24 protein-coding genes are annotated in these 22,160 nt (G+C 66.3%); 11 read left to right on the top strand and 13 right to left on the bottom strand.

Annotated elements, in window-relative coordinates; all coding sequences use genetic code 11:
* Nucleotides 1-20 precede the first annotated feature (20 nt).
* The gene (locus tag ACMGDH_RS08400; protein WP_436827494.1) at nt 21-158 is read left to right on the top strand and encodes a hypothetical protein; all 138 of its coding nucleotides are present in this window, start codon (nt 21-23) and stop codon (nt 156-158) included.
* Here ACMGDH_RS08400 and ACMGDH_RS08395 read toward each other — a convergent pair.
* The 9 genes from ACMGDH_RS08395 to purM form a co-directional block, all read right to left on the bottom strand.
* Nucleotides 142-648, bottom strand: coding sequence for a GNAT family N-acetyltransferase (locus tag ACMGDH_RS08395; protein WP_436827493.1), 507 nt, complete (start codon nt 646-648; stop codon nt 142-144). The two genes, ACMGDH_RS08400 and ACMGDH_RS08395, sit on opposite strands and share 17 nt — an antisense overlap.
* 4 nt (nt 649-652) lie before the next feature.
* Entirely contained in the window at nt 653-1,327 is a 675-nt protein-coding gene (gene pyrF / locus ACMGDH_RS08390) for an orotidine-5'-phosphate decarboxylase (RefSeq protein WP_436827492.1), read from the bottom strand.
* Entirely contained in the window at nt 1,324-1,662 is a 339-nt protein-coding gene (locus tag ACMGDH_RS08385; RefSeq protein ID WP_436827491.1) for a LapA family protein, read from the bottom strand. Before ACMGDH_RS08385 ends, pyrF begins: the two co-directional genes overlap by 4 nt.
* A gap of 70 nt (nt 1,663-1,732) precedes the next feature.
* Nucleotides 1,733-4,024: a patatin-like protein gene (locus ACMGDH_RS08380; RefSeq protein ID WP_436827490.1), complete on the bottom strand. Its 2,292-nt coding sequence runs from the start codon at nt 4,022-4,024 to the stop codon at nt 1,733-1,735.
* A complete protein-coding gene (locus ACMGDH_RS08375; protein WP_436827489.1) occupies nt 4,021-4,719 on the bottom strand; it encodes an endonuclease/exonuclease/phosphatase family protein in 699 nt (232 codons plus the stop codon). Before ACMGDH_RS08375 ends, ACMGDH_RS08380 begins: the two co-directional genes overlap by 4 nt.
* A gap of 43 nt (nt 4,720-4,762) precedes the next feature.
* A complete protein-coding gene (locus ACMGDH_RS08370) occupies nt 4,763-4,963 on the bottom strand; it encodes a hypothetical protein (protein WP_436827488.1) in 201 nt (66 codons plus the stop codon).
* Nucleotides 4,964-5,086: 123 nt separating this feature from the next.
* Nucleotides 5,087-5,464: an MmcQ/YjbR family DNA-binding protein gene (locus tag ACMGDH_RS08365; protein WP_436827487.1), complete on the bottom strand. Its 378-nt coding sequence runs from the start codon at nt 5,462-5,464 to the stop codon at nt 5,087-5,089.
* Nucleotides 5,455-5,976 carry a phosphoribosylglycinamide formyltransferase gene (purN, locus tag ACMGDH_RS08360; protein WP_436828223.1) on the bottom strand — a complete coding sequence of 174 codons (522 nt, stop codon included), beginning with the start codon at nt 5,974-5,976 and terminating at the stop codon, nt 5,455-5,457. Before purN ends, ACMGDH_RS08365 begins: the two co-directional genes overlap by 10 nt.
* A gap of 174 nt (nt 5,977-6,150) precedes the next feature.
* On the bottom strand, nt 6,151-7,245 hold the full coding sequence (gene purM, locus ACMGDH_RS08355) for a phosphoribosylformylglycinamidine cyclo-ligase (RefSeq protein ID WP_436827486.1): 1,095 nt from the start codon (nt 7,243-7,245) through the stop codon (nt 6,151-6,153).
* A 62-nt stretch (nt 7,246-7,307) separates the two neighbouring features.
* Here purM and ACMGDH_RS08350 point away from each other — a divergent pair, with 62 nt between their 5' ends.
* The 4 genes from ACMGDH_RS08350 to ACMGDH_RS08335 are packed head-to-tail and all read left to right on the top strand — an operon-like array spanning nt 7,308 to nt 12,859.
* Nucleotides 7,308-8,573 carry a heavy-metal-associated domain-containing protein gene (locus tag ACMGDH_RS08350; RefSeq protein ID WP_436827485.1) on the top strand — a complete coding sequence of 422 codons (1,266 nt, stop codon included), beginning with the start codon at nt 7,308-7,310 and terminating at the stop codon, nt 8,571-8,573.
* A complete protein-coding gene (locus ACMGDH_RS08345; RefSeq protein ID WP_436827484.1) occupies nt 8,570-9,184 on the top strand; it encodes a P-loop NTPase family protein in 615 nt (204 codons plus the stop codon). Before ACMGDH_RS08350 ends, ACMGDH_RS08345 begins: the two co-directional genes overlap by 4 nt.
* Nucleotides 9,181-11,355, top strand: coding sequence for an RNA degradosome polyphosphate kinase (locus tag ACMGDH_RS08340; RefSeq protein WP_436827483.1), 2,175 nt, complete (start codon nt 9,181-9,183; stop codon nt 11,353-11,355). The genes ACMGDH_RS08345 and ACMGDH_RS08340 overlap by 4 nt, the downstream gene beginning before the upstream one ends.
* Before the next feature lie 4 nt (nt 11,356-11,359).
* Entirely contained in the window at nt 11,360-12,859 is a 1,500-nt protein-coding gene (locus ACMGDH_RS08335; protein WP_436827482.1) for a Ppx/GppA phosphatase family protein, read from the top strand.
* Nucleotides 12,860-12,865: 6 nt separating this feature from the next.
* Here the strand turns inward: ACMGDH_RS08335 and ACMGDH_RS08330 are convergent, their stop codons facing one another.
* A complete protein-coding gene (locus ACMGDH_RS08330) occupies nt 12,866-13,156 on the bottom strand; it encodes an I78 family peptidase inhibitor (protein WP_436827481.1) in 291 nt (96 codons plus the stop codon).
* Nucleotides 13,153-14,328: a ribonuclease D gene (rnd, locus tag ACMGDH_RS08325; protein ID WP_436827480.1), complete on the bottom strand. Its 1,176-nt coding sequence runs from the start codon at nt 14,326-14,328 to the stop codon at nt 13,153-13,155. The genes ACMGDH_RS08330 and rnd overlap by 4 nt, the downstream gene beginning before the upstream one ends.
* A gap of 92 nt (nt 14,329-14,420) precedes the next feature.
* On the opposite strand from rnd, the gene aspS reads away from it, so the two are divergent.
* Genes aspS through ACMGDH_RS08305 form a run of 4 tightly spaced genes read left to right on the top strand, consistent with a single transcriptional unit; the run spans nt 14,421 to nt 19,502 of the window.
* Entirely contained in the window at nt 14,421-16,217 is a 1,797-nt protein-coding gene (gene aspS, locus ACMGDH_RS08320) for an aspartate--tRNA ligase (RefSeq protein WP_436827479.1), read from the top strand.
* A 37-nt stretch (nt 16,218-16,254) separates the two neighbouring features.
* Entirely contained in the window at nt 16,255-17,646 is a 1,392-nt protein-coding gene (locus ACMGDH_RS08315; protein ID WP_436827478.1) for an L-serine ammonia-lyase, read from the top strand.
* Between the two features lie 54 nt (nt 17,647-17,700).
* Nucleotides 17,701-18,717: a 2-hydroxyacid dehydrogenase gene (locus ACMGDH_RS08310; protein ID WP_436827477.1), complete on the top strand. Its 1,017-nt coding sequence runs from the start codon at nt 17,701-17,703 to the stop codon at nt 18,715-18,717.
* Nucleotides 18,718-18,728: 11 nt separating this feature from the next.
* On the top strand, nt 18,729-19,502 hold the full coding sequence (locus tag ACMGDH_RS08305; protein ID WP_436827476.1) for a polyphosphate kinase 2 family protein: 774 nt from the start codon (nt 18,729-18,731) through the stop codon (nt 19,500-19,502).
* On the opposite strand, the gene ACMGDH_RS08300 is transcribed toward ACMGDH_RS08305, so the two are convergent.
* A complete protein-coding gene (locus ACMGDH_RS08300) occupies nt 19,497-20,144 on the bottom strand; it encodes a carbonic anhydrase (protein WP_436827475.1) in 648 nt (215 codons plus the stop codon). The two genes, ACMGDH_RS08305 and ACMGDH_RS08300, sit on opposite strands and share 6 nt — an antisense overlap.
* A gap of 117 nt (nt 20,145-20,261) precedes the next feature.
* Between ACMGDH_RS08300 and lipA the strand changes: the two genes are divergently transcribed.
* Together lipA and ACMGDH_RS08290 are read left to right on the top strand one after the other, a co-directional pair.
* Nucleotides 20,262-21,194 (top strand): lipoyl synthase, encoded by a 933-nt coding sequence (lipA, locus tag ACMGDH_RS08295; RefSeq protein WP_436827474.1) that lies wholly within the window; start codon nt 20,262-20,264, stop codon nt 21,192-21,194.
* On the top strand, nt 21,194-21,694 hold the full coding sequence (locus ACMGDH_RS08290; protein WP_436827473.1) for a type II toxin-antitoxin system RatA family toxin: 501 nt from the start codon (nt 21,194-21,196) through the stop codon (nt 21,692-21,694). The genes lipA and ACMGDH_RS08290 overlap by 1 nt, the downstream gene beginning before the upstream one ends.
* On the opposite strand, the gene ACMGDH_RS08285 is transcribed toward ACMGDH_RS08290, so the two are convergent.
* Nucleotides 21,616-22,155 (bottom strand): CinA family protein, encoded by a 540-nt coding sequence (locus ACMGDH_RS08285; RefSeq protein ID WP_436827472.1) that lies wholly within the window; start codon nt 22,153-22,155, stop codon nt 21,616-21,618. The two genes, ACMGDH_RS08290 and ACMGDH_RS08285, sit on opposite strands and share 79 nt — an antisense overlap.
* Nucleotides 22,156-22,160 lie beyond the last annotated feature (5 nt).

Here is a 22,160-nt window from a genome sequence, read left to right as displayed (position 1 = left end):
TGAGAGCGAGGAGGCGGATTATGAACGAACTGTACAGCTTTATCGAGCGCCGCAGCCGCGGTGAGAAAGCGCTGCTGATGGTCCTTTCGGCGATCGCCATTTTCGCAGCCGGGTTCGAGGCGGGCGAAGCGCTGGCCTATATCACCGGAGCGGCTTGACCAGTACCGACATGAAGAAGGGCGGGTCGAGCGCGATCGGGAAATCGCGCTTCTCGCCCGAGACGCGATAGCCGCGGCGTTCGTAATAAGCGATCAGCTCCGCGCGAACGTCGATTACCGTCATTTCCATCTGCGTGGCGCCGAAGTCCTCGCGCGCCGCTGCTTCCGCCGCAGCGATGAGCTGCTTGCCAAGGCCGCCCGCCTGCAGCGCCGGATCGACGCAGAGCAGGCCCAGATAGCAGAGACCGCCGCCGCGATCGGTCACCTGGACACAGCCGGCGGGGAGGCCATCCTGCTCGGCGATGAGCAGCCGCTGGTGCGGATCGTCCACGATCGCTTCGAGCGTCGCGGCGTCGGTGCGTGTGCCGTCGAGCAGGTCGGCTTCGTGAGTCCAGCCGCCGCGCGCCGCGTCGCCGCGATAGGCGCGCTCGATCACGGGATGGAGGCGCGGGAGATCATCCCGCGAGGCAGTTCGGATAGTGAGTGTCATCGAGCTAGAGCGTGCCTTCGATTTCGCGGGCGGCGAGATCGGGGTCCTCGGCCTGGGTGATCGGGCGGCCGATGACGAGGATCGATGCCCCCGCGTCGAGCGCGGCGCGCGGAGTGACCACGCGCTTCTGGTCGCCGGCGGCGCCGTTGGCAGGGCGCACGCCAGGAACGACGAAGAAGCCGTCGTGCCAGGCTTTCTTGGCGATGGCGACTTCCTCGCCCGAGCAGACGATCCCATCCACGCCCGCGCTCTTCGCCAGCTCGGCGAGGCGGACCACCTGCTCGTGCGGATCGGGCCCTAGGCCGACCGAGACGAGATCGCTGGAGTCGAGGCTGGTGAGCATCGTCACTGCGACGACCTTGGTGCCGATCGGTGCTGCGGCCTTCGCATCCTCGAGCATCGCGCGGCCGCCGGCGGCGTGAACCGTCAGGATCGACGGCTCCAGCGGACGCAGCGCCTGGATCGCCTTGGCGACAGTATTGGGGATGTCGTGGAACTTGAGGTCGAGGAAGATCGGCAGGCCAATCTCGGCCATCTCGCGCACGCCCTGACGCCCGTTGGCCATGAAGAACTCGAGCCCGAGCTTGATCCCCCCGACATGATTGCGCACCCGCGAGGCGATTGCCTGGGCGCGCTCGAAATCCGGAGTGTCGAGCGCGACGTAGATCGGCGAGCTCATGGCTGCGCCTCGGGGAACAGCGGCGGGGCAGGTGGGGCAGGTGCTGCGGGGGGCTGTTCGGCGGCGGGAGCGGGCGGGTTGACCGAGCGGAGGTCGCCGAGCGCGCGCTCCAGGCTAGCGAAGCGCTGCCGCATCCGCCAGCGCAGCGTCTGATAAGCGACGAGCGGCGGCAGCAGTCCGGCAAGGAAGACGATGATCAGGAGCAGCGGGAGGCTGACATCGGCGATCAGCCCGGCCCAGAGATGGATGCTGACGCGCTCGTCGCCATTATAGATGACGAAGGCTGCGATGATGCCGCCGAGCAGAAGCCAGACGAGCACCTTTAGAAACCGCATCCCTACTCCTTCCGGCCGTTCGTGACGCGAGCGACTCTAGGGTCCAGGCCCATGAACCGCAATGGCCGGGTCAGCGCTCGCCGATCTCCGCGCGCAGCTCCCTGAACAGGCCGGGAACTGCCTTGAGCCGGGGCTCCTCCTCGTCGAGGATCGCATGGAAGGCGCGGCGCTTGATGGCGGCGACGCGTTCGTCGCTCAGCCGCACTTCGAGCGGGAGCGTCGAAAGAACGATATCGATCAGCCGGTCCGCGCCGTGGAGGCGGCCCCAGAGATAGTCGTTCTCGCGATAGGCGCGGCTGAAGAAGGCACCGAAGCTGTTGAACTGAATGCCCTTGAGCGTCTCCTTGGCGCCCCCCGAGCGGATCGCGGAGGCGTCGTCGGGGGCGATGCGGTCGACCCGGATTGGATCGAACTCGTCGAGCCCCTCACCCTGGAGCAGCGGCAGGGTGGCAATGTCGAAGAATGGAAAACCAAGATGCGCGAGCAGCATCGGACGCCGCAGCTCCTTCGACAAGGCGCTGAAGCCGTCGGAGAGGCGCGCATCGGTCGCTGCGTCCAGCGCGCGCAGCCCCATGCGCTCGCCGAGCTGGTCGAGCAGCGGTCCGGCGTCGTCCGTCATTGCGCGCACCGCCTCGCGCAGATCGGCGAAGGTGTCCGATCGCTGGAGCTCGAGATAGGGGGCCAGCGATTCGTAGATGGCTTCGCGCATCGGCATGAGTTCGCCGTGCGAGCTCGGCAGGTCGATTTCGGTGAGGCGCCGGGCGAGCAGCCGCAGGCGGCGGATGCGGAATCCCAGGTCGTGGGTTCGCAGGAAGTCGAGCGTCTGCGGCGTGGCGCCGTGGGACAGCGTGGCGCCGAACCGGTCCGCGCCGCGTGCCTGCACGGCATGGGCCACGGCTTCGCGTATCTCCCGGAGCCGCTCGGGACTGTGACGGTCGCCGATCCCGTAGAACATCCGAGCGATGCGATCGATCGTCCCGTCGACCTTGAGCAGGCCATAAGCGGTATGGCCGTAGCCTGCCTTGGCGGCCGCGACTACCTGGGCGCGGCGGCGCCATGCGGCGAGCCGCTTCGGCGTCGGATAATCGAGCCACAGCGTATAGCCAAACAGCGCCTCGACCTGCGTTTCCACCTCGGCGCGGATCTCGGCGACGATCGCAAGCATGCGCTCGATCTTGTCCGATCGCCGGGCAATGGCTTCCAGATTGTCGCGGATCGGCTGGTGGCGCGGAAGCTCCGACAGCGCGCCGATGATCGTCTGGAAAAAGCCAGGCTTTTCCTGCGGCTTGCCATAGAAATCGAAGCGGTGGCCCGGCTGGGGGTCGATGAACACGAAGCGCCGATCGACCTGGCGTCGCGCCGGACGCTCGCGCAGTGCTTCCATCGCCGGCCGGAAGGGGGCGTTGGCGAGGACCGATCCGTCGATCAGCACCGCCTTCTCGGCGCGGTTTCCGGCCCATTGCTCGGGGAGAATGTGTTCTAGGAAGGCGTCACGGCCGGGCCAGTCCAGCTTGCGCTCGGCAAGCGTAGTGTCGAGCTCCTCGACGGTGCAGGGTGGAAAGGCGCCCGGAAAGCTCGATGTCGCGCGCGCGGCGAAGGCGAGGCCGGCGGCATGGCCGAGCCCTTCCTCGTTGCCGTGATCGGTGAAGGAGAAGACCAGCCGGTGCTCGGTCTCGCTCACCTGCGGGGGCGAATTGAGCCGCAGCGTCTGCGCATGGCCGCGGAAATCGGTGACGGTGACGAACAGGTCCAGCGGCTGATCGGGCGGCAGCAGGCGCCGATAGCTCGGTCCCTCCGCCATCGCATCGAAGGCATCGATCAGCGTGTGCAGCAGCCGCTTTCCGCCGAACGGCGGCTCGAACCAACGTGAACGCACGAAATGCTCGAGCTTGAGGCGCACTTCCTCGCGTGCGCCTGCCTCCACCGTCTGGTCGATCGTCTTGCTGCGGTTGGCGAAGACCCAGGCGATCGGTGTCGCCCAGATTTTCTGGAAACGGTGGGCGGGCGCTTGATGCGGATCGAGCAGCGCCTTTACGTCCCCATGCCGCAGCCAGAGTTCCGTGAGCGGGTCGAGCGATTGTCCGGTGCTGATCGCCTGGGCGAGATAGATGGCGTTGATCCCGCCTGCGCTCGCACCGGAGAGGATGTCCACCAGCACGCGCACGTTGATTCCGGTGGTCTCGCGAATTTCGTCCAGAAGCTCGCGATAGACGCCGTCGGCAGGATCTCCCTCGCGAGCGGCGCAGCTCGCCCGTGCGAGGCGCCAGATCTCCTTGCTGATGCCATGCATGTAGATGGCTAGGCTGATCCCGCCGTAGCAGACCAGCGCGAGACGCAGCTCCTTGTCGCGGATTTCGCTCATCCGGCGTGCTGGACCGTCGCCCAGACGGGCAGGTGATCCGATGCCGTGCGCGCGCTCAGGCTCTCGTGCACGCCTGCTTCGGCGATCTTTAAGTCGCGGGTGGCCATGATCCGGTCGAGCCGCGCCATCGGGCGGCGGGCGTGGAAGCTCTTGCCGGTTTCGGCAAAGTCGAAATGCTGGGCGAAATCGCGCAGACAGCCGCTCTGCGCGCTCCATTCGTTTAGGTCGCCCATCAGCACGGTGGGAAACTGCTCTGCGCTCGAATCGAGATGTGCGATGATCGCGTGCGCCTGGCGACGGCGCCAGAGTCCCGACAGATCGAGGTGCATGCCGACGATGCGCAGCATCTGGCCGCGCACCCGTATGTCGGCCATCACTGCGCCGCGGGGCTCTAGCGCGGGCAGGTGGATCACCTCGCAGCCAAGGATCTGTGCGTCCCTGCGCACGAGCATCGCATTGCCGTGCCAGCCCATCGAGCGCGCGCGCATTCCGAACGGTATCGCTTTCCAGTCGCCGTGCTCGCCGAGGAGATGGGCGGTCAGCACCGCCTCCCGCGTGCCGAAGCGCCGATCCGCTTCCTGGAGGGCGACCACGTCCGCGTCGATCTCGCAGAGCACTTGCAGTGTGCGTTCGGGCCGCCGCCGTCGATCGGTGCCGATCGACTTGCGCATATTGTAGCTCGCGACCTTGATCATTGCCCGCCCTTATCGCGGGGCGGGTGGGGGAAGGGCAAGGGGGTCAGCTCGGATGCGCCTCGGCGCCGCGCTGGTTCGCCGCTTCCTCCGCGGCGACGAGAAGGCTGCGGGCGGTAGCCTCGGCTGCCTCCGGCGACATTGAGATGGCGACGCCGTCCGGCCCGTCGAGCATCACCATTCCCTGTTCCGCCGTGGCGACCCCGCCGCTCAGCTGCGGCGCTACGGACGAAATCCTGGTCTGCATCGCGCTCTCCCTTTAGCGCAGAGTGCATCATGGCAGGGCCCTGCGCGGAGCTTGGGATTTCCAACCCGGCAAAGGCAGGAAATATCCCCGCGAAGGGAGAATTTGGTGGGCGGACTTCAGACCTCAGCGGCCGCCGGCCTCGAGCAGGCGGCGCGGTGCGGCGAGCTCCCAGCTGCGCGCGATCCGATCGCCGACATGTTCCCAGTCGGTATCCGGCGTGCCGATCGCTAGACCCACCCATTCGGCGCGGAAATAGGCGACGCGCGAATAGTTGTCCGGCGCCGCCTCGATCAGCATCCGGGCCTCCTCGGCGTCGGCGGTCTTAACCGCAACGATGGTTTGCCCGTCGCCATGATGATCGTGGCGGAACTGGGCGAACATCTTGCCTGCGGCGAAGAAGGTCGCCTGGCCGTGGCTGATGCGCTCCTCGGTCTCGGGCAAGGCCAGCGCAAGCGCGCGGACCTGTTCGAGGGCAGGATCGGGATCGGGACTCAGCGGCATAGGAACTCGGCTACTACCCGTGGATAGAGCCGATGTTCCTCCTTCAGCACGCGTTCGGCAAGGCTTTGAGGCGTGTCGTCCGGCAAGATCGGGACTTCGGCCTGTCCGAGCACCTCGCCACCGTCGAGCTCCTCGGTGACGATGTGCACCGATGCGCCGCCGTGGCTGTCGCCGGCTTCGATGGCGCGAGCATGCGTATCGAGCCCCTTGTATCGGGGGAGCAGCGAAGGGTGGATGTTGAGGATCCGGCCGCGCCAGCGCGCGACGAAGTCGTCCGAGAGCAGGCGCATGTAGCCGGCGAGCGCAATCGCCTCGGCGCCTGCTTCGCGCAGCGCGGAATCGATCTTCGCTTCATATTCGGCCTTGGGCATCCCCTTCGGGCTCTGCGCAAAGGTGGGGACGCCCTGCTCTGCGGCCCAGGCGAGACCGGCGGCCTCGGGCTTGTCGCTCGCGACGAGCACCACCTCATAGGGGCAGTCGGGCGCGCGCGAGGCTTCGACCAGTGCCGCCATGTTCGATCCGCGGCCGGAGATGAGGATGCCGAGACGCTTCTTCACTTCTTCCCCCTCCCGCTTACGGGAGGGGGAAGGGGGTGGGCGCCCGCTATCCTGGCGCCGATCGCTCGTAGAGGTCGGGCGTCCACCCCCTGGCCCCCTCCCGCAAGCGGGAGGGGGAGCGCAAGAGCCTCACCCATTATGCGTCGCGCTCCAGTCCGAACGGGCGCTCCATACTTCGGCAGCGCCGGAGACGGTGCAGCCGCGCGTGCCTTCCTCGATCGTGCCGATGCGGAACACGGTTTCGCCGGCCTCCGCCAGCTCGGCCGCGACTGCGTCGGCCTGGTCGGGCGCGACCACTGCGACCATGCCGACGCCGCAGTTGAACGTGCGCGCCATTTCCTCGGGCTCGATGTTCCCCTGCGCCTGCAGGAAGGCCATCAGCCGCGGCAGCGGCCAGGCACCGGCATCGACCTTGGCGTGGCAGCCCTCGGGCAGCACGCGCGGGATGTTCTCGAGCAGGCCGCCGCCGGTGATGTGGGCGAGGCCGCGGATGCTGCCCTTGCGCACCTGCGGCAACAGGCTGCGCACATAGATGCGCGTCGGCGTCATCAGCGCGTCGATCAGGAGACGATCCTGATCGAACAGCGCCGGGCGGTCGAGCTTCCAGCCCTTGTCGGCGGCGAGTCGGCGGACGAGCGAGAAGCCGTTGGAATGGACGCCGGTGGAGGCGAGGCCGAGCAATATGTCGTCCGGGCGGATCGCGCGCCCGTCGAGCAGTCTGTCGCGCTCGACCGCCCCCACGCAGAAGCCGGCGAGATCATAGTCGCCGTCGGCGTACATGCCTGGCATCTCGGCGGTCTCGCCGCCGATCAGTGCGCAGCCGGCCTGGCGGCAACCCTCGGCGATCGAAGCGATCACGCGCTCGGCGACGCTGTTGTCGAGCTTTCCGCTGGCGTAATAGTCGAGGAAGAAGAGCGGCTCGGCGCCCTGGACGATCAGGTCGTTGGCGCACATCGCGACGAGATCGACGCCGACGCCGTCGTGCGCGTCATGCTCGATCGCGAGCTTGAGCTTGGTGCCGACGCCGTCGTTGGCGGCGACGAGCAGCGGATCGGTGAACCCCGCCGCCTTGAGATCGAACAGCCCGCCGAACCCGCCGAGATCGGCATCGGCGCCCGGACGACGAGTCGATTTGGCGAGGGGGCCGATGGCGCGCACCAGCGCGTTTCCGGCTGCGATCGATACGCCTGCCTGGGCGTAAGTATAGGCTTCGGGTTCGCTCATGATGTGCGCCTAGCCAGATCGCGCTTGGATTTCCACGCCCGCTTCGCCAAAAGAGCGCCCGCATGCACCGCAAACGCATTTTCCTCACCGCCGGGCTGACCAGCGCGCTCCTGATTGCAGGCGCGGCAGGCATGGTCATGGCGCAGGGATCGGGCAGCGCGGGCGGAAGCGCCGTGCCGATCGACCCTTCCGGAAGCTTCGAGATCTCCGGAGTCGAAGTCGATGTGAAGGGCAAGAATGCCGATGCCGCGCGTCAGGGCGGCTGGCGCATCGCGCAGCGCAAGGGCTGGGAGGTGCTGTCGCAGCGACTCACCGGCAAGAAGTCCGGCCTCTCCGATTCGGTGCTCGATTCGCTCGTCACCGGCATCGTGGTCGAACGCGAGCAGATCGGCCCTACGCGCTATGTCGCGCGACTCGGCGTGCTGTTCGATCGCGTCAGGGCGGGATCGATCCTCGGCGTCTCCACTGCGGTCAGCCAGTCGCCGCCGATGCTGCTGGTGCCGCTCGAATTCTCGGGCGGGGTGGGGCGCGTGTTCGAGCGCGAGACTGCCTGGGCGCGCGCCTGGAATCGCTTCCGCAGCGGTGGCAGCACGATCGACTATGTCCGGCTGCGCGGAACCGGTCCGGACGCACTGCTGGTCAACGCCGGCCAGATCCTGCGCCGCGGCCGCAACTGGTGGCGCACCGTGCTCGATCAATATGGCGCGAACGACGTACTTGTCGCCGAAGTGCAACTCCGCCGAGACTATCCCGGCGGCCCAATTGTCGGAATCTTCTCGGGCAGCCACGGGCCCGACCGGCGGCCGGTGACGAGCTTCGCACTGCGAGTCGACAACGGCGACGGGCTGGACGCGCTGCTCGACGCAGGAATCCAGCGGATCGACCGGGCATTCCAGAATGCGCTGGCTACCGGCCAGCTCAACACCGATCGGCTGCTCGCCATGCGTCCGCCGAGGCCGAAGACGGAGGCGGAGAGGGCGGCCGAGGCAGCCGCCGCGGCGGCCGCAGCTGCAACCCCGATCCCCGACGCAACCTCGGCAGCGGTCGCCAGCTACACGGTACAGATCGAGACTCCGAGCGCGGCGGCTCTGACTGCTTCCGAAGCATCGGTCCGTGGCGTGCCGGGAGTTCGGGCGGCGACCACGACCAGCCTGGCGCTAGGCGGCATCTCGGTCATGCGAGTCTCCTATGACGGACCGATCCCCGCGCTCCGCGCTGCGCTGGAGGCGCGCGGCTGGCAGGTGCAGGAAGGGCCCGGCGTGCTGCGCATCCGTCGCGGCGGCGCGACTCCCGCCGCCCAGCCTGCGGAAGCCCCCGCAGCCCAATGAGCCAGCTTCGTCTGCCGCTCGGACTCCCCGAGGCGAGCGAGACCGAATTTCTGGTGAGCGATTCGAATGCGCGTGCCGTGCGCCAGCTGGAACATTGGGCGACCTGGCCAGTGATGGCGGCGCTGCTCGTGGGGCCGCGCAAGTCGGGCCGCAGCCTGCTTGCGCGGATCTTCGCCGCCAAGAGCGGCGGCACGATCATCGACGATGCTGAGCGCGTGCGCGAACCTGACATTTTTCACGCCTGGAACCGTGCGCAGCAGGAGCGGCATCCGCTGCTGATCGTGGCGGATGCGCCTCCGCCGCAATGGGATGTGCGGCTGCCGGACCTGCGCTCTCGCCTTGCCGCCTCGCCGCTGCTCGAGATCCTTCCTCCGGACGACGCGCTGATCCCACAGCTGATCGAGCGTGCCTTCGCCAAACATCTACTCCATGCGAAGCCCGATGTGATCGCGTGGATTGCGAAGCGGATCGAGCGCAGCCATGTCGCGATCCTGCGGGTCGCCGACGCGCTCGAGCCCGATGCCGGCGCGCGATTGTCGATCCCAGTGGTACGGTCCACTTTGGCGGCAGCGGGCCTGATCAACGACAATGACGAAGACGGGGTGCGATGACCAAGCGAGCCAACAGCAGCGAGCAGCCCATCGAGCCGCAATTGCAGGAACCCGCGCAACGTTTCTTCAATCGCGAGCTTTCGTGGCTCGCCTTCAACCGCCGCGTGATGGAGGAGGCGGCAAACCCTGCGCACCCCTTGCTCGAACGGCTGCGTTTCCTTTCGATCTCGGGCACCAATTTCGACGAATTCTTCATGGTCCGTGTCGCCGGACTGATGGGGCAGCAGCTCCAGCGGGTCGAAGCGCGTTCGGCGGACGGGATGACACCCGGCCAGCAGCTCGTGGCGATTTCGGAGGAGGCCGCGGTGCTCGCAGACGGGCAGCAGAGCCTGTGGATCGCGATCCGCGCCGAGCTTGCCGAAGCGGATATCCATGTGCTCGGCGCCGACGCGATCGAGGGGGAGGCCGAGCAATGGCTGGAGAGTCATTTCCGCGAGCAGATATTCCCGATCCTGACGCCGCAGGCGCTCGATCCGGCGCATCCGTTCCCGTTCATTCCGAATCAGGGATCGAGCGTGATCTTCGACTTGGTCCGCAAATCGGATCACACGCCGATCCGCGAGCTGGTGCTGCTGCCCACCACGATGCCGCGCTTCGTGCGGCTTCCAGGCAAGCCCGCCCGCTATGTCGCGGTGGAGACGGTGCTCAAGCACTTCTCCAACCTGCTCTTCCCCGGGTACGAAATGCGCGGGTCCGCCGCTTTCCGCGTGCTGCGCGACAGCGATATCGAAATCGAGGAAGAGGCCGAGGATCTGGTCCTCACCTTCCGTTCGGCGATCAAGCGGCGGCGGCGGGGGCGCGTCATCCGCCTCGAAATGGAGGAATCGATCACTCCTGCGCTCGAAGCGGTGCTCAAGGAAGAGTTGGGCGGCAGCGAAGCACTGCTCACCGAAACCGGTGGATTCCTGGGCGTGGGCGATCTGGCGATGCTCGTCGACGAAGACCGGCCCGACCTCAAGTTTCAGCCCTTCTCGGCGCGCTTTCCCGAGCGGATCCGCGAATATGGCGGCGATTGCTTCGCCGCGATCCGGGCCAAGGACATCGTCGTCCATCACCCGTATGAGACGTTCGACGTCGTCATCTCCTTCCTTCAGCAGGCGGCGTCCGACCCTGACGTGGTGGCGATCAAGCAGACGCTCTATCGCGCCGGCAAGCAGCCGGCCATTATCAATGCGCTGATTGCAGCGGCCGAGGCGGGCAAGTCGGTGACCGCAGTGGTCGAGCTCAAGGCGCGTTTCGACGAGGAGCAGAACCTCTATTGGGCTACTGCGCTGGAGCGTGCGGGCGTCCAGGTCGTCTATGGCTTCATCGACTGGAAGACCCACGCCAAGGTCTCGATGGTCGTGCGGCGCGAGAGCAATGCCTACCGCACCTACTGTCATTTCGGGACGGGCAACTACCACCCGATCACGGCCCGCATCTACACCGATCTCAGCTTCTTCACCGCCGACCCGCGAATCGGGCGCGATGCCACTCAGATCTTCAACTATGTGACGGGCTATGTGGAACCCGCCGGTCTCGAATGCCTCGCCATCAGCCCGCGCGATCTTCGCAGACAGCTGATGGAGATGATCGATGCCGAAATCGCCCATGTACGGGCGGGGCACCCCGGAGCCGTTTGGGCGAAGATGAATTCGATCGTCGATCCGGCGATCATCGAGAAGCTCTATGAAGCGAGCACGGCAGGGGTCGAAATCGACCTCGTGATACGCGGCATCTGCTGCCTGCGCCCGGGTGTGCCGGGGATGAGCGAGAACATCCGGGTCAAGTCGATCGTGGGGCGTTTCCTCGAGCACAGCCGCATCTGGGCTTTCGGCAACGGCAAGGGCCTGCCCAGCGACGGGGCGCGCCTGTTCATCTCGTCGGCGGACTGGATGCCGCGCAACTTTGATCGGCGCGTCGAGTTCATGCTGCCGATCCTTAACAAGACGGTGCACGATCAGGTGCTGGACCAGGTGATGGTCGCGAACCTGCTCGACAACGAGCAGAGCTGGCTGCTTCAGCCCGATGGCCGCTACGTGCGCGTCGAGCCCGGCGATCGGTCCTTCAATCTTCATCGCTACTTCATGACCAATCCGTCGCTGTCGGGCCGGGGAGCCGCGCTCGACGCGCGCAAGCCGGTGCCGAAACTGTCGCTCAAGCGGCGGCGTTCTCCCAAGAAGGAGGACTGAGAAAATGGCGACCCTGCTCGAACGCGCGCCGCGTACCGCCGGCGCGCCGACACGGCCGCGCATCGCGATCATCGACATCGGTTCGAACTCGGTCCGCCTCGTCGTCTACGAAGGCTCGGCGCGGCTTCCCGCGATCCTGTTCAACGAGAAGGTGATGCCCGGCCTCGGCCGCGCGCTCAACGAGACCGGGGCGATTGACCCGAGTGCATTGGCTGCTGCCCGGGCCGCTCTGGCGCGCTTCGCGCTGCTGGCGCGAGAGATGCAGGTGAGCGAATTGCGCACGGTAGCCACCGCGGCGGTGCGTGATGCTTCGAACGGCAACAAGCTGATAGAAGCAGCGGCGGCACTCGGACTGGAGGTCGAGCTGCTGTCGGGCGAGGAAGAGGCTATGGCCGCCGGGATGGGCGTGCTCTCCGGGATCCCGGACGCCGATGGCATAGTGGGCGACCTCGGCGGCGGGAGTCTGGAGCTGGTGCGCGTGGTGGCGGGCACCGTCACCGATCGCATTTCCTTTCCCCTGGGCGTGCTGCGGATCGGTGCGATCCGGGCGGAAGGGAAGGGCGCACTGGATCGCCGCGTCGGCAAGCTGCTCGACGAGGCGGGCTGGAAGGGACGAGGCAAGGACCTGCCATTCTATCTGGTGGGCGGGTCGTGGCGCGCGCTCGCCCGGCTCGACATGCACCAGTCGGACTATCCGCTGCCGGTGGTCCACCAATATCCGCTCTCGCTCTCCCGGATCGCGGAGCTTCGCGAGCTGGTGAACACGATGCCACGCAGCGCGCTCAAGGCGATACCCGACGTATCGAGCGCGCGCGTTGCCACGCTGCCCGATGCGACTGCGCTACTGGCCAGCGTCGCCAAGCACCTTGGCAGCAACGGGGCAGTGGTTTCGGCCTATGGATTGCGGGAAGGGCTGCTTTTCCAACGGTTGACCGCCAAGCAGCGCCGCGAGGATCCGCTGATCGTCGCCGCACGCGATGAGGGTGAGCGGCTGGGGCGCTTCGCCGAGCACGGCGATCTGCTGGAAGCGTGGATCGCGCCGCTTTTCGCCGGCGAGTCGGCCGAGCTTGCGCGGCTGCGGCACGCGGCCTGTCTGCTCGCGGATGTGGGCTGGCGGGCAAATCCCGAGTTCCGCGCCGAGCGAGGCATGGAGATTGCGCTTCATGGCAATTGGGTGGCTATCGACGCCGCTGGGCGTGCCGTGCTCGCCCAGGCGCTTTACACGGCGCTTGGCGGTGGGGTTGGGTGTCCCGATCCGCTTGCCAGGCTCGCCGATCCCGCGGCACTCGAGCGCGCCCGGCGATGGGGGCTCGCGATCCGGCTGGGACAGCGGCTGAGCGGCGGTGTGGCGGCGCCGCTCAAGCGCTCGCGGCTGGTACTGGAAGAAGATGCGGTGACGCTGGTGATCGAGGAACGCGACGAGCCGCTCTATGGCGAACCGGTCGAGAAGCGCCACAAGGCTCTTGCCGCCGCGTTCGACAGAGAGCCCGTGCTGGACGGCTGAGCCCGCTCAGCCGCAGTGTGCGCGCGTGATCTTGCCCTGGGCATCGAGATCCAGATTCAGCCGATCGGTGCGATAATCCATCGTCACTGCCATGCCGGGCGAGATCCAGCGGAAGGTCTTCGCGCCCGAAAGCCGCTTCGCCTCGGCTTCGCTTTCTGCGCTGCGGGTCTTTCCGATCAGCGAATCGAGGCCTTCGCTCTTGCACGAACCCGACAGCGCGGGGGGTGCAGGTTCGGGGCGTTCCTCCTGGCATCCAGCGGCGGCAAGGACAATCAGCGGCAAGGCGATACGGATCATGACGGCTCCTCCGTGCGAGTCATCTTAAGCTTTCCGCCCCGAACCGTGAACCCCAGCTGACCCTCGACCAGCGCCAGCGCATCCTTGCCGAACTGCTCGAAGCGCCAACCCTGAAGGATCGACAGCCGATCGCGCTGGCCGGCGGCGAGGGCTTCCAGATCTTCCGAACGCGCGAGCAGGCGTGCCGCGACGTTGATCTCTTTGGCGCGGATCTTCAGCAGCAGCTTGAGCAGATCGGCGACGAGCGCGCCGTCCTTGCCGAGCCCGGGCTTGCGCTCGTCGCGCGGGGGCATCTCGGCGGCCGACATCGGCGTCGCCGCCTCGAGCGCCGCCATCATCCGCGCACCGATGTCGTTTCCGCCCCAGGCCGCAGAGAGCCCGCGCACGCGCGCGAGGTCCGCCTGCTTGCGCGGCGGGTTGCCCGCCAGGTCGGCCAGCGTCTCGTCCTTGACGATGCGGCCGCGGGGCAGGTCCTTGCCCTGCGCTTCGAGCTCGCGCCAACGGGCGAGCGCCTTGAGGCGCCCAAGCACCTCGGCCTTGCGGCTCGACACACGCACGCGCTGCCAGGCCAGATCGGGATCGTTGACGTAGTTGGCAGGGTTGGCGAGCCGCTCCATTTCCTCATCGAGCCAGGCGCCGCGACCGGTCTTGATCAGCTTGTCGAGCATTCTGGGGAATATCTGCGAGAGATAGGTGACGTCGCAGATGGCGTAATCGATCTGGCGCTTGTCGAGCGGGCGTCGGCTCCAGTCGGTGAAGCGCGCGCCCTTGTCGACGGTGATGCCCAGATAGGTGTCGACGAGGTTGGAATAGCCGATCTGCTCGCCCTGGCCGAGCGCCATGGCCGCGACCTGCGTATCGAACAGCGGGTGAGGGGTCTTCCCAGTGAGATTGTAGACGATCTCGATATCCTGCCCGCCGGCGTGGAAAACCTTGAGCACGTCCTCATTGTTGACCAGCAGCTCGAGCAGTGGCGTGAGGTCGAGGCCGGGGGCCATCGGGTCGATCGCCGCGGCTTCCTCCTGGTTCGCCACCTGGATCAGGCAGAGCTCGGGCCAGTAGCTGTTCTCGCGCATGAATTCTGTGTCGACCGTGACGAAGTCGGATTGCGCGAGGCGAGTGCAGAGATTGGCGAGGGCGGCGCTGTCCTCGATCAGACCATGGATGTGCATCGGGGGGCCATATACCTGTCTTCGGGTTGACAAAAGAGTGCGTGAGGGGAAAGCGCACGCGTCTGTTGAAACTCACCAAAAAAGTGAAACCCATGCACGCCTATCGCACGCACAATTGCGCCGAGCTCCGCGCCGGAGATGTCGGTCAGGAAGTCCGCCTCTCGGGCTGGGTGCATCGCAAGCGTGACCATGGCGATCTGGTCTTCATCGACCTGCGGGACCATTACGGCATCACGCAGATCGTCACCGACGTTAGTGGCCCGGCCTTTCAGGTGATCGAGTCGCTGCGCAACGAGGCGGTGATCACCGTCACCGGCAAGGTGATCGCGCGTGACGCGAGCGTGGTGAACCCGAACCTGCCGACCGGCGAGATCGAGGTCCGCGCCGCAGAAGTCACGGTCCAGAGCCACGCCCAGGAACTACCGATGCCGGTGTTCGGCGATCAGGAATATCCCGAGGACATCCGCCTGCGCTACCGCTTTCTCGATCTGCGCCGCGAGAAGGTCCACAAGAACATCATGCTGCGTTCGCAGGTGATCGCCTCGCTGCGCCGCCGGATGATCGATCAGGGCTTCACCGAGTTCCAGACGCCGATCCTCACCGCGAGCAGCCCCGAGGGCGCGCGAGATTATCTGGTCCCGAGCCGCGTGCACCCCGGCAAGTTCTACGCGCTCCCGCAGGCGCCGCAGATGTTCAAGCAGCTGCTGATGGTCGCGGGTTTCGACCGCTATTTCCAGATCGCGCCTTGCTTCCGCGACGAGGATGCACGCGCAGACCGTAGCCCCGGCGAGTTCTATCAGCTCGATTTTGAGATGAGCTTCGTCACGCAAGACGATGTTTTTGCAGCGATCGAGCCCGTGCTGCACGGCGTGTTCGAGGAGTTCGCCGACTGGGAAGGCATGGGGCGCTCCGTCTCGGCGTTGCCGTTCAAGCGCATTCCCTACAAGGAATCTATGCTCAAATACGGCAACGATAAGCCGGACCTGCGCAATCCGCTGCTGATCACTGACGTAAGTGACTTCTTCAAGGGTTCGGGCTTCGGCCGCTTCGCCTCGATCGTCGAGGGTGGCGACGTCGTCCGCGCGATTCCGGCGCCGAACACGCACGAGAAGAGCCGCAAGTTCTTCGACGACATGAACAGCTGGGCGCAGTCCGAGGGCTTCCCGGGCCTGGGCTATGCTACCCAGAAGGATGGCGTGTTCGGCGGGCCGATCGCCAACAACCATGGGCAGGAGGGCATGAAGGCGATCGCGGAGGCGATGGGCCTTGGCCCCAACGACGGCATCTTCTTCGCCGCGGGCAAGGAAACGCAGGCGGCCAAGCTGGCGGGCCTGGCGCGCACTCGCGCGGCCGAGCAACTCGACCTGATCGACAAGAAGCGCTTCGAATTCTGCTGGATCGTCGATTTCCCGATGTTCGAATATGACGAGGACGCGAAGAAGGTCGACTTCAGCCACAATCCGTTCAGCATGCCGCAGGGCGAGCTCGAGGCGCTGGAGACCAAGGACCCGCTCGACATCCTTGCGTACCAGTACGACATCGTCTGCAACGGCATCGAGCTGTCGTCGGGCGCGATCCGCAATCATAAGCCCGAGATCATGTACAAGGCGTTCGAGATCGCCGGCTATACGCAGCAGGACGTGGACACTAATTTCGCGGGCATGATCAATGCCTTCAAGTTCGGTGCGCCGCCGCACGGGGGCTCGGCGCCGGGCGTGGACCGTATCGTGATGCTGCTGGCAGACGAACCCAATATCCGCGAGGTCATCACCTTCCCGATGACGCAGAAGGCCGAAGACCTGATGATGGGTGCTCCGTCGGTGGTGACTGACAAGCAGCTCAAGGAACTCCATATCCGGCTGGCGCCGGGTGTGATTCCCGCCGAATAGGGAAAGCAGCACCGGCGAAACCGCGGCAGGAGAGACGATGCTGGACGATACGAACGCCCGAGTCCGCGCCCGGGCGGAGGCTACGATCGGACTGGCCGACCTGTTCACGATCGGCATCGGCCCGTCGAGCTCGCACACGGTGGGCCCGATGCGCGCAGCCCACGCCTTCGCCGAGGCGGCGCTGGACCGTGGCGTGCCGACCGCGGTTTCGTGCGAGTTGTTCGGATCGCTCGCGCTGACCGGACGCGGCCATGCCACCGATACCGCGGTGATGCTGGGCCTCACTGGACATCGGCCCGAAACGGTCGATCCTGACGCCGTGTCGACGATCGTGGCGACGATCCGCGCCGAAGAGCAGCTCGCGCTGGGCGGGCAGGTGCCCGTGCCTTTCGCCGAAGGCCGCAACCTGATCTTCCATGAAGGCAAGTTCCTGCCCTCGCACCCCAACGGGATGCGCTTCGTCGCGCATTATGCGGAAGGTGAGCCTTGGGAGACCTTCTACTATTCGATCGGCGGGGGTGCCGTGGTTCAGGGTAGCTGCGAGCCGCCGCAGACCAATATCAAACTGCCTTTCGCCTTCACTTCCGCCGCCGAGCTGCTGGCCGTCGCCGAGGGGCAGGGGGCGTCGATCGCCGACATCGTTCGAGCCAACGAATCCGCGTGGCGCGACGACGCCGAGACCGACGCCTTTCTCGATTCGCTTCGTGCGGCAATGTCGGCCTGCATCGATCGCGGCTGCCGGGGCGAGGGGGAGTTGCCCGGCGGGCTCAAGGTCAAGCGTCGTGCGCGCGATCTCCACACCAGACTGGTAGCCCGCGGGCCGCGCAGCGATCCCTCGCTGGTATTCGACTGGGTGAGCCTGTGGGCACTCGCCGTGAACGAGGAGAATGCCGCTGGCGGGCGTGTCGTCACAGCGCCCACTAATGGGGCCGCAGGCGTGATTCCCGCAGTGCTGCGCTATTATGAGACCTTCTGCGCCGCACCCACGCCAGCAGGCGCGCGCACTTTCCTGCTCACGGCGGCGGCGATCGGCTTCCTCTACAAGAAGCGCGCGTCGATCTCGGCTGCAGAGATGGGGTGCCAGGGAGAGGTGGGCGTCGCCTGCTCGATGGCGGCCGCAGGGCTCGCGGCGGCGCTGGGCGCGACCAACGCCCAGATCGAAAATGCTGCCGAGATCGGCATGGAGCACAATCTGGGGCTCACCTGCGATCCGATCGGCGGACTCGTCCAGATCCCCTGCATCGAGCGCAACACGATGGGCGCGATCAAGGCGATCAACGCCGCCTATCTGGCGATGCACGGCGACGGGAGCCACATCGTCAGCCTCGACGCGGTGATCGAGACGATGCGCCAGACCGGCGAGGACATGCGCTCCAAATACAAGGAAACCGCGCAAGGCGGGTTGGCAGTGAACGTCGTGGCCTGCTGACGCGGCGCCGGTGGCGCGCTATCCGATTGCGGAACAAGCTTGCGGAGAAGGCGTATGCGCGTGGCCGTGTTCGGCACCAAGGGCTATGATCGCCGCTTTCTCGGCGCCGCCAACCAGGCGTTCGGCCACGACCTTCAGTTCTTCGAATCCCGCCTCGATACTTCCACGGCGCCGCTGGCGGCAGGGTATGGCGCCGCGTGCGTCTTCGTGAACGACCGCGTAGACTCGGAAGTCCTGGAGACGCTTGCCGAGGGCGGTACCCATGTCGTGGCGCTGCGGTGCGCCGGGTTCAACAATGTCGATCTTGCCGCGGCCGAACGGCTGGGGATCGATGTCGTGCGCGTGCCTACCTATTCGCCGCATGCTGTTGCCGAGTTCACGATCGGGCTGCTGCTTGCGGTCGAGCGACAGATCCCGCGCGCCTGGGCACGTGTACGCGACAATAATTTCGCGCTCGATGGCCTGATCGGGCGCAATCTCCACGGTCGGACCGTAGGTGTGGTCGGTACCGGCAAGATCGGCGCGTTGGTCGCGCGGGCGCTCAGGCTCGGCTTCGGCTGCGAGGTGCTTGCGCACGACCTCACTCCGGATCCGGAACTCGTGGGGATCGGCGTCCGCTATGTCGAGCGGGCGGTGCTGCTCGCCGAGGCGGAGATCGTCACGCTCCATTGCCCGCTGACGCCGGAGACGCGTCATCTGATCGATGCCGCAGCGATCACGGCGGCGCGCGACGGCCTGACGGTCGTCAATACCAGCCGCGGTGCACTGATCGACACGGCCGCGCTGATCGAGGGGCTGAAGTGCCGCAAGGTCGCTGCCGTCGCGCTCGACGTCTACGAACAGGAGGCGGACCTGTTCTTCGAGGACCTGTCGAGCGAGATCATCTCCGACGATGTCTTCCAGCGGCTGCTGACCTTTCCCAACGTCCTCATCACCGGCCACCAGGCATTCCTCACCGAAGAGGCGCTGGAGGCGATCGCGCGTACCACGCTGCGGAGCATCGCCGATGCGGAGGCCGGGCTGCCGCTTGCCAATCGGGTCGGCAGCGGGTTGATTGCATCTTCCCGCTGAAGGAGGCCCGCATGGCGATCGACCTTTCGGATTATGAGAGTGGCGAGCCGTTCGATGGAGATTATGACGAGGCGCTCGCAAAGCTGCAGAAGCGGCTGAGCCATATCCAGACCGCACACATCATCCACAAGCGGCGGGCGATCATCGTGTTCGAAGGCTGGGACGCGGCGGGGAAGGGCGGTATCATCAAGCGGCTGACCGCGGATTGGGACCCGCGCTATTTCGAGGTATGGCCGATCGCGGCCCCTACCCCCGAGGAAAGCGCCCACCACTTCCTCTGGCGCTTCTGGCGGCGGCTGCCCGCACAGCACAATATCGCGGTGTTCGATCGCAGCTGGTACGGCCGCGTGCTCGTCGAGCGCGTTGAGGGCTACGCCTCCAGGGACGAATGGAAGCGCGGCTATGACGAGATCAACGCCTTCGAGGCGCAGCACATCGAATATGGCGCGACGCTGATCAAGCTGTTCATTCATGTGACGCAGGAGACGCAGGACGAACGGCTCCGCGACCGGCTGGAACAGCCTTGGAAGCGCTGGAAGACAGGCCTGGACGATTTCCGCAACCGCGCCCGCCGCGCGGACTATCTCGACGCGATGCACGAGATGTTCGCACGTACCGATACGAAACACGCGCCCTGGATCGTGATCGACGGTAACAACAAGAAGTCGGCGCGCATCGCCGCGCTGACAGCGATTGCAGATGCGCTGGAAGCCAAGGTGCCGATAGACCCGCCCGAGCTCGATCCTGAAGTGGCGAAGGTGGCGAAGAAGGCCCTCGAGCTATAGGCTACTTGGCTCTAAGGCCGGGGCGAACTTGCCGCTATCGTCCATCACGTGGAGCACGCCGTCGCTGATCGCGAAATAGGCGCCGTGGATGGTGAGCTTTCCCGCCGCCTCACGTTCGGGGATGCAAGGGAAGGTACGCAGGTTGGCGATCGAAACGCGCACCGTTTCCAGCTCCAGCGCGTGAACTGCCTCGGCCCCCTCACCATGTTCGGCGACGATGCGGTCGCGTGCTTCGTCGAGCATGTCGACCCAGTGGGCGATGAACCCGCCCTCTCCGGGCGCCTTGCCCTGGAAACGGCGCGTGAGTGCGGCATGGACGCCGCCGCAGGCGCCATGGCCCAGCACCACGATCTCTGGCACTTCGAGCTGTGTCACAGCGAATTCGAGCGCGGCGGACACCCCGTGGCGCCCTCCGCCGAGTTCGAAGGGAGGGACGAGATTGGCGATGTTGCGCACGACGAAGATCTCGCCGGGCAAGGTATCGAATATCTGCGCCGGATCGACTCGGCTGTCCGAACAGGCAATCACCATCACCTTGGGCGCTTGGCCTTCGGAAAGCGCGGTCCAGCGCTCGCGCTGGTGCTGATAGCCGCTGCTGCGGAAGCGATGATAGCCGGTGAGGAGGTCGCTGAATTCGGTCATGACGGCTCCATACTGTTTCCGTGGCATTTGCGAACCCCCGACTGCGTTCGTTCGCTGCAATCTCGAGTGCCGCGCGGGTTGTTGTGCCGCGAGTGCCGGATCGCTATCTGGCGCTGCATGAACGAGATGGCACCGCTTCCCCGCCCCGAACGCGTCCGCAAGCCGGACTGGATCCGCGTCAAGGCGCCGACTTCGGAAGGGTTCGCGAAGACGCGTGCGCTGATGCGTTCCAAGAACCTCGTCACCGTGTGCGAGGAGGCCGCGTGCCCCAACATCGGCGAATGCTGGACCAAGAAGCATGCGACGGTGATGATCCTGGGCGATACCTGCACGCGCGCCTGCGCCTTCTGCAACGTCAAGACGGGGATGCCGCGCGCGGTGGACCCGATGGAGCCGCAGAACGTCGCCGACGCCTGTGCGCAGATGGGGCTGGAGCACATCGTCGTTACCTCGGTCGACCGCGACGACCTGCCCGATGGCGGCGCGAAGCAGTTCGTGAAGGTGATCGAGGCGATCCGCCGCACCAACCCGACCACTACGATCGAGATCCTGACGCCTGATTTCCGCAACAAGCACGAGGCCGCGATCGAGATGATCGTCGCGGCGCGGCCGGACGTCTACAACCACAATCTCGAGACCGTCCCCCGGCTCTACCCGACGATCCGTCCCGGGGCGCGCTACTATGCGTCGATCCGCCTGCTCGAGACCGTGAAGAAGCTCGATCCGTCGATCTTCACCAAGTCGGGCATCATGCTCGGGCTCGGCGAGGAGCGGCTCGAGGTGCACCAGGTGATGGACGACATGCGCTCGGCCGACATCGACTTCCTCACCATGGGCCAGTATCTCCAGCCGACGCCCAAGCACGCCAAGGTAGCCGAGTTCGTCACGCCCCAGGCCTTCCAGGCTTATGGTGCGATCGCGCGCGCCAAGGGCTTCCTGCTGGTCGCGTCCTCGCCACTCACCCGTTCGAGCTACCACGCCGGCGACGACTTTCAGAAGATGCGCGAAGCGCGCGAAGCCAAGCTGGCAAAGGCGACGGCTACGGCGTGATGCCCAAGCATTCCGAAACGCGGGCGCTACCGTACACGCCCGAGCAGATGTTCGATCTGGTGGCGGATGTGGCGCGCTATCCCGAGTTCCTGCCCTGGGTGACTGCGATCCGGGTGCGGTCTAACAGCGACACCCAGATGGTCGCGGACATGATCGTAGGGTTCAAGGGACTGCGCGAGACCTTCACGTCGCGCGTCGAGAAGCAGCGGCCGGGGCACATCCGCGTCGATTATCTCGAAGGGCCGCTCAAGCACCTCAACAACGACTGGAAGTTCCGTTCGGACGGGAAGGGCGGCTGCCTGGTGGACTTCTGCGTCGATTTCGCGTTCAAGAACCGTGTGTTCGAGATGCTCGCTGGCCAGGTGTTCGATCGCGCGCTGCGCAAGATGATCAATGCGTTCGAGGAGCGCGCCGCACGGCTCTACGGCGATTCGCTGACCGCTTCCTCCGCCACGGGCTCGCCGGGCATCAGTAGCTCGAGCGCACACAGCGCCGCCTGAAGCCGAACGCCGCCGCGGCCGGTGTCCGCGAGCTGGCGTGTGTCGGCGACGATGTGTTGGGGGTCCGCGCCGCGCTCGGCGCGCGCGAACACCACAGTGCCGACCGGCTTCTTCTCGCTGCCACCCTCGGGACCCGCGATTCCGGTGATCGCCACCGTCACGTCCGCCTCGGTCTTGGCGAGTGCGCCCTGCGCCATGCTCCAGGCGACGGCGATCGACACCGAGCCGAAGGTTTCGAGCACATCGGTGCTCACCTTGAGCAGGCCGGACTTGGCTTCGTTCGAATAGGTGACGAACCCGGCGTCGAAGACGTCCGAAGAGCCTGGGATTTCGGTGATCGCGGCCGAGACGAGGCCGCCGGTGCAGCTCTCCGCAACGGCGATTCGGCGGCCGATCGCGCGGTTCGCCTCTACGACCTTGCGTGCGGCGTCGACCAGCTGGGACGGGAGAATCGTGTCCATGGGGT

This window comes from Sphingomonas radicis (genome assembly GCF_051400635.1).
Taxonomy (GTDB): domain Bacteria; phylum Pseudomonadota; class Alphaproteobacteria; order Sphingomonadales; family Sphingomonadaceae; genus Sphingomonas.
This window is presented reverse-complemented; position numbering and strand designations above follow the sequence as displayed.

Coding starts and splice junctions, on each gene's coding strand:
- pyrF (WP_436827492.1), bottom strand. CDS start 1,327: ATGAGCTCGCCGATCTACGTCGCGCTCGACACTCCGGATTTCGAGCGC.
- ACMGDH_RS08365 (WP_436827487.1), bottom strand. CDS start 5,464: ATGCCGCTGAGTCCCGATCCCGATCCTGCCCTCGAACAGGTCCGCGCG.
- ACMGDH_RS08305 (WP_436827476.1), top strand. CDS start 18,729: ATGGCGATCGACCTTTCGGATTATGAGAGTGGCGAGCCGTTCGATGGA.
- ACMGDH_RS08335 (WP_436827482.1), top strand. CDS start 11,360: ATGGCGACCCTGCTCGAACGCGCGCCGCGTACCGCCGGCGCGCCGACA.
- lipA (WP_436827474.1), top strand. CDS start 20,262: ATGAACGAGATGGCACCGCTTCCCCGCCCCGAACGCGTCCGCAAGCCG.
- ACMGDH_RS08330 (WP_436827481.1), bottom strand. CDS start 13,156: ATGATCCGTATCGCCTTGCCGCTGATTGTCCTTGCCGCCGCTGGATGC.
- rnd (WP_436827480.1), bottom strand. CDS start 14,328: ATGCACATCCATGGTCTGATCGAGGACAGCGCCGCCCTCGCCAATCTC.
- ACMGDH_RS08340 (WP_436827483.1), top strand. CDS start 9,181: ATGACCAAGCGAGCCAACAGCAGCGAGCAGCCCATCGAGCCGCAATTG.
- purM (WP_436827486.1), bottom strand. CDS start 7,245: ATGAGCGAACCCGAAGCCTATACTTACGCCCAGGCAGGCGTATCGATC.
- ACMGDH_RS08350 (WP_436827485.1), top strand. CDS start 7,308: ATGCACCGCAAACGCATTTTCCTCACCGCCGGGCTGACCAGCGCGCTC.
- ACMGDH_RS08290 (WP_436827473.1), top strand. CDS start 21,194: ATGCCCAAGCATTCCGAAACGCGGGCGCTACCGTACACGCCCGAGCAG.
- ACMGDH_RS08315 (WP_436827478.1), top strand. CDS start 16,255: ATGCTGGACGATACGAACGCCCGAGTCCGCGCCCGGGCGGAGGCTACG.
- aspS (WP_436827479.1), top strand. CDS start 14,421: ATGCACGCCTATCGCACGCACAATTGCGCCGAGCTCCGCGCCGGAGAT.
- ACMGDH_RS08380 (WP_436827490.1), bottom strand. CDS start 4,024: ATGAGCGAAATCCGCGACAAGGAGCTGCGTCTCGCGCTGGTCTGCTAC.
- ACMGDH_RS08345 (WP_436827484.1), top strand. CDS start 8,570: ATGAGCCAGCTTCGTCTGCCGCTCGGACTCCCCGAGGCGAGCGAGACC.
- ACMGDH_RS08375 (WP_436827489.1), bottom strand. CDS start 4,719: ATGATCAAGGTCGCGAGCTACAATATGCGCAAGTCGATCGGCACCGAT.
- ACMGDH_RS08395 (WP_436827493.1), bottom strand. CDS start 648: ATGACACTCACTATCCGAACTGCCTCGCGGGATGATCTCCCGCGCCTC.
- ACMGDH_RS08400 (WP_436827494.1), top strand. CDS start 21: ATGAACGAACTGTACAGCTTTATCGAGCGCCGCAGCCGCGGTGAGAAA.
- purN (WP_436828223.1), bottom strand. CDS start 5,976: ATGGCGGCACTGGTCGAAGCCTCGCGCGCGCCCGACTGCCCCTATGAG.
- ACMGDH_RS08285 (WP_436827472.1), bottom strand. CDS start 22,155: ATGGACACGATTCTCCCGTCCCAGCTGGTCGACGCCGCACGCAAGGTC.
- ACMGDH_RS08370 (WP_436827488.1), bottom strand. CDS start 4,963: ATGCAGACCAGGATTTCGTCCGTAGCGCCGCAGCTGAGCGGCGGGGTC.
- ACMGDH_RS08310 (WP_436827477.1), top strand. CDS start 17,701: ATGCGCGTGGCCGTGTTCGGCACCAAGGGCTATGATCGCCGCTTTCTC.
- ACMGDH_RS08385 (WP_436827491.1), bottom strand. CDS start 1,662: ATGCGGTTTCTAAAGGTGCTCGTCTGGCTTCTGCTCGGCGGCATCATC.
- ACMGDH_RS08300 (WP_436827475.1), bottom strand. CDS start 20,144: ATGACCGAATTCAGCGACCTCCTCACCGGCTATCATCGCTTCCGCAGC.